This is a genomic window from Streptomyces hainanensis (assembly GCF_004348415.1).
Taxonomy (GTDB): Bacteria; Actinomycetota; Actinomycetes; order Streptomycetales; family Streptomycetaceae; genus Streptomyces; species Streptomyces hainanensis.
The window spans coordinates 1-5,519 of the sequence record NZ_SMKI01000490.1 but is presented as its reverse complement, the minus strand read 5'-3'; the positions used below and the strand labels follow the sequence as shown (position 1 = coordinate 5,519).

The following is a 5,519-nucleotide window of genomic DNA, read 5'->3' as shown; positions in this document are numbered from 1 at the left end:
CACGTGCGCCCGCGCCACCCCCAGCGCGTCGAGCACCGCCACCACGTCCGCCGCGAAGCCCCGGGTGCTGTACGGCTCGTCCGGCGCGTCGCTCGCCCCGGTGCCCCGGTAGTCGAGCGTGATCGTCAGGAAGCGCTCCTCGAAGTCCTCCCTGACGCCGTCCCACCAGTGGTGGTTGTTGGACTGCCCGGCCAACAGCACCAACGCCTCGGCGCCCTCGACCCCACCGGTCTGGTAGGCGACGCCCACCCCGTCCCCGGCAACCGCTCTCGACATGGTTCGCACCCCACAGCATCACGGAACGACCCCCCGACCCTAACCGAACGGCCGTTTTCCCCCGCCACGGCCAGGAAAGTGCTCCGAGTAGCACGCCGCACACACATCCGTACCGGACCCCGGTGGTGCCCATGAAGATCAGCTACGCCCTCCTCCCCGACTACCCGCTGCGCGACTCCCTCGCGTCCATCAGACTCGCCGACGAGCTCGGCTTCCACGCCTGCTACGCCGCCGACGAGACCTGGCACAAGGACCTGTGGCAGCTCTTCGCCGTCGCGGCCGGCCAGACCAGCCGGATCCGCCTCGGGCCGAGCGTCTCCCCGGTGACGCTCCGCGAACCGAGCCTCATCGCCCAGTCCCTCGCCACGCTCGACGAGCTGTCCGGCGGCCGGGCCGAGGGCGTGCTCTCCAGCGGCAACTTCGGCCTGCTCGCCCAGTACGGCATGGACTGGGCCAGGAACCGCCCGCTCTCCCGCGTCAAGGAGGCCCTGCACGTCGTCCGCACCCTGCTCGACGACGGCGCCATCACCCATCGCGGCGAGTTCTACACCTACGACGGTCTCTTCACCTTCGCCCGCCCCGTCCAGGAGCGGCTGCCGCTGATGCTCGGCGCCATGCGCGGCCCGCGCTCGTTCGAGGCCGCCGGGCAGCTCTCCGACGGCTGTCACCACGCCCTCGGCTACACCCGGGAGGCGTACGACTACGCCGTCAGCCACCTCCGCGCCGGCGCCGAACGCGCCGACAAGGACTGGCGCACCCTCGACATCGGCGCCTGGGTCGTCTTCTCCACCGGCCCCGACTCCTCGGTGGCCAGGGAGGCGGCCCGCAGCATGGTCGGCATCTACGCCTCCTCCATGCCCGCGGAACTGTTACGCCGCAACGGCGTCGACCCCGAGGAACTGGCCCCCATCACCGACGCCATCGCCGCCGGCGACCTGGCCCGCGGCATCGAGCTGACCACCCCCGACATCGCCGACCGCCTCTCCATCGCCGGCACCCCAGAGGAGTGCCTGGCCAAGATCCGGACGGAACTGGCCCCCGCCGGCGTCAACCACCTCATCTGCGCCATCACCGACCGCGGCCTGGTCCGCGCCTTCACCGGCCGCGACCTCATCGAGGCCGCGGACGTCGACACCCAACTCCGCCTGATCCACGACCACCTCATGCCGGCCCTGGCCTGACACCCTCAGCCGGCGTCGCCCAGCAGCGGGGCCTCCAACCGGTGCGCGTAGTCGCGCCAGCGGGTCCTCGCGTCCTCGGGCACCGCCGGGCCCGGTTGGAGGATGCCGGCCAGGCGGGCCACTCGCCAGGCGCGGAACGTCGCCGCCGGGCTGGTGACTCCGCCGAGCAACGCGCAGGACACCCGGAGCGCCTCGGCGATCCCCTCGGCCAGACGGGCGGGGTCGGCGTCGGTTCGGACGGTCGCGGCCGCCACCAGGGCGTGCAGGAACGCCACCGACTGCAGGTCCGCGCCCATCGTCACCATACGCCGGACGACCACGGGGTCGTCGGCGTCGAAGGGGTAGGGCTCGATGAGGCCCGACCACATCGCGAGGAACGGGGTGGCATCGTGGTTCTGGTGCCACCCCAACTCGTCGACGATGGCCATCGTCTCGTCGCCGAAGCCGCCGACCTCCTGGACCAGGCTCAGCAGGCGATCCAGCTCCGGCCCGTGGGCGGCGGTGAAGTCGCCGACGGGCAGGGCCGTTTCGCCGGCGGCGGCACCGAGGGCGACGATGCCGCCGAGGGGCCCGAAGACCTCGCGGGCGAGTGAGGACTCCGATACGGGTGGGTGAGGGTGTGTCACTTAACTCATACTCTCCGGTGCTTGGCCAGGGCCTCTGCCCATCCAGTTCATGAACGCGTCCATGGAGCCTCTGATCCCGATGATCCCATTGTTGACCTCGGCGAGATCGGTGGCGTTGTCGACGAACCACTCCGGCTGCTGGTTTCCGGGTGGGCCGCCCATCTGCCGGATGCGGTCGGCGAACTCCCTCGGCACCTCGACGCGCACCACCTGCCCGCCCTGACCCGCGTACTGCTGGATGGCCCGGGTGAGATCGTCGGTGAGGTAGAGGCCGGGCTGCGGGGTCGAGCCGCGAACGGCCACGCCCGTCGGGGCGCCGAGCTGGAACGTCGCGCCCCGCAGATCCTGCGCCCCGTGGTAGAGCACCACCATCTCGTCGTGCGCGGCGAGGCCCAGCGGGTCGGTGTCGCACAACGGGTTGGCCACGTAGCCGGCGGCGTCGGGCGCCGGGCCGAGGCCCAGCGGGTCGAGCGAGAGGTAGCGGGCCAGCTCGGGGTCGTAGTAGCGCTGGTAGTTGTAGTGCAGGCCGGATTCGGCGTCGTGGTACTGGCCGGGGAAGCGCAGCGGTGTCGCGGCCGTGGAGCGGGGGTCGGCCGTGGTGATGCCGTGCACGGTCCTGCCGGCCTGCCAGGCGGTCCCGCCCGCTTCGTCGACCAGGCGGGTCGGGGTGCCGACGAGGTCGGTGACGACGGCGTAGAACCGCCGGTCGATCTCGTCCTGTTCCACCTGGGCCAGCGGGATCCGGCCGTCGTACTCCCAGCTGAGCGTGGTGTCGGGGCCCGACTCCTCGACCAGGGTCGTCCCCGACCAGGTGAAGGTGGTCTCCTCCGCCACGGAGCCGTCGGCGGTGAGCCGCTGCTTGGTGATCCGGCGCCCGAACGGGTCGTAGCGGTAGCGCCACCGGGTGCCGTCCGGGGTGGTGAGCGCGACGAGCCGGTCCTGGGCGTCCCACTCGTAGCGCCAGGTGTCGGGCTTCTTGGAGAGGCGGGTCTTCTGCCGCAGCACCATGCGGCCGGCGGCGTCGTACTCGTAGCGAACCCGCCCGGCCCGGGTGACGAGGCCACCCGCGACGGTGCGGTCGCCGCCGGCCTCGCCGGCGGTCGGCCAGTCGGCGGCGACCAGGGTGCCCATCGGGTCGTAGGCGTAGCTCTCACGCCAGGCGCCCGGCGCGTCTCCGGCCTCCGCGAGCCCGGTGATCCGCCCGGCTCCGTCGAGCTCGAACCGGGTGTCGCCGACGCCGGTGAGGACGTGGTCGGCCCGGTAGGCGTGGGTCTGCCGGGCCAGCACGCCCGCGGCCCGGCTCGTCAGGGTCCGGGTGGTCACGCGTCCGGCGTCGTCCCAGACGTCGTCCACGGTCAGGCCCGAGGAGTAGGCGCGCCGGGTCACGTGCCCCGCCGCGTCGTGCTCGAACGTCAGCGTGTGTCCGGCCGACAGCAGGGAGCGGAGGCGGCCCGCCTCGTCGTAGGACCAGTCGCTGGTGTGTCCGGACGGGGTGGTGCGGGACACGGGGCGGCCCGTGGCGTCGTAGGCGTAGGCGATGGTGCGGCCGTTGACGGTCTCGGACGTCGGGCGACCGACCGCGTCCCGCCGCACGACGAGCTCGGCCTCCGGACCGGTGGCGGTGAGCAGCCGGCCCAGCGCGTCGTACCCGAGGTCGGTGACGCGGCCGTCCACGTCGAGCGAGACGGGCTGCCCGAGCGCGTCCAGCGTGTAACCGACCGTCTGCCCCACGGCGTTGACCCGGCCGACGAGCCGGCCCGCGGCGTCCAGCCGGTAGTCGGTGGTGCGGCCGTCGAAGTCGGTCTCCGCGACCAGCCGACCCGAGGCGTCGTAGGTGTACTCCCAGGAGCGTGAGGTGGGGTCGATCACCCGGACGAGCTGGAGCTCGGTGTCCCGCACCAGGGCGTAGCGCACGCCGTCGGGGCCGGTCTGGGCGACGGGGAGGTCGAACGGGCCGTACTCGTAGCGGGTGGTGGCGCCGTTCTCGTCGGTGTGGCTACGGCAGTTGCCCTCGGCGTCGTAGCTCCACCGCCGTACTCCGCCGAGCCCGTCGGTCTGGCTGAGCGCCCGCCCCTCGACCGTGAACTCCGCGCGCCGCACGGTGCCCCGCGCGTCCACGACCTCGACCGTGCGACCGAACGCGTCACGCCGGTACTCGGTGATCTCCCCCAGCGGGTTGACGAACGCCACGGGCATGCCCGCGGCGTCGCAGAGCAGGCGTGTCTCGTTGCCGGCCGCGTCCGAGGCCGTGACGAGCGCGCCGCGCCGGTCGTAGGCGAGGCGGGTGGTGCCGCCGGCCGGGTCGCGGATCACGGTGCGGTTGCCGGCGCCGTCGTAGGCGTAGGCCCACACCGAACCGTCCGCCTGGACGATCTCCGAGGTCAGACCGAGATCGTTGTACTCGGCCCGGATCTCCCGGCCGTCGGGACGGGTGACGACGGTGACGTGCCCGTGATCGTCGTAGGCGTAGCGGGTGGTGTGGCCCAACGGGTCCGTGAACGACAGCAGCCGGTCGTACCGGTCCCACTCGCGGGTGGAGACCTGTCCGAGCGGGTCCGTCTCCGCGACCAGTTGGAAGCAGTCGTTGAAGTGGTAGACCGCCTCCTGGCCGAGGGAGTTGACGGCGGAGGTGCGGAGGTTGTCGGGGTCGTAGCGGTAGTGGTACTCGAGGACGCGGTCGGTGCCGGTGGTGAAGACGCAGCGGCCTTCGGCGTCGTACTCGTAGGCGTACCAGTAGCCGTTGCGGTCCTCCCAGCGGCGCAGCCGGTGGTGGTCGTCGTAGAACAGCTTCAGCGGCAGGCCGGACGAGTCGCGGATCTCGGCGAGCGCCCCGGAGTCGTCATAGCCGTAGGCGAGCAGCAGCGGCTGGTCGGGGTGGCTGAGCAGCCGGAGCTCGGTCACCCGGCCGTGCTCGGTGGTGATGCCGAGGTGGTAGCCGCCGGAGTGGACGACGTCGGTGGGGTCGCCGGCCTCGTCGTAACGGATGTCGACGCGGTTGTCGTTGCGGTCGGTGATGGCGATCAGGGGGAGTTCGCCACCACGGCGACTCGGCACGGACGCGAAGTGGAGGGTGCGGCCGGTCTCCGGCTGGTGCAGCGTCAGCGGCGCCCCCGGCTGCCCGTCCCAGCCGAGGGTCCAGCGTGGCCCCTCGACGGGCAGCACCGGGCTCTCGGCGAGCGGCCGGGGATAGGCGAGCACCATGCCGTCCTCGGCACAGAAGTCGACGCCCGACTCGCGCAGGACCAGTCGCTGGTCGAGGGTGGAGGCCCACGACCGGCCGAAGAGCCGCCCGGCCCGCACCGAGGTCCTGTGGTGCCGCTCCAGCACCAGGGGCAGCACGCCGGGAAGTTGGACGTCGGTGGCGGAGAGCACCATCTCGCCGGTCGCCATGTCGATCGGGTCGCCCCGGGTGACCAGCCCCCGCATGGCCCGCCCC

At 72.5% G+C, this 5,519-nt stretch carries 4 protein-coding genes; 1 reads left to right on the top strand and 3 read right to left on the bottom strand.

Translation table 11 applies throughout. The features are described from left to right. On the bottom strand, positions 1-276 hold a 276-nt coding region (locus E1283_RS30820; protein WP_132821467.1), incomplete at its 3' end, for an alpha/beta fold hydrolase. Between the two features lie 131 nt (positions 277-407). Between E1283_RS30820 and E1283_RS30815 the strand changes: the two genes are divergently transcribed. After that, positions 408-1,457, top strand: coding sequence for an LLM class flavin-dependent oxidoreductase (locus E1283_RS30815; protein WP_132821466.1), 1,050 nt, complete (start codon positions 408-410; stop codon positions 1,455-1,457). A gap of 5 nt (positions 1,458-1,462) precedes the next feature. Here E1283_RS30815 and E1283_RS30810 read toward each other — a convergent pair whose 3' ends face one another. Next, complete coding sequence (locus E1283_RS30810; RefSeq protein ID WP_132821465.1) at positions 1,463-2,083, bottom strand: hypothetical protein; 621 nt, start codon at positions 2,081-2,083, stop codon at positions 1,463-1,465. Continuing rightward, positions 2,084-5,519, bottom strand: a 3,436-nt coding sequence (locus E1283_RS30805; protein ID WP_132821464.1) for a DUF6531 domain-containing protein, incomplete at its 5' end; no start/stop codon positions are given.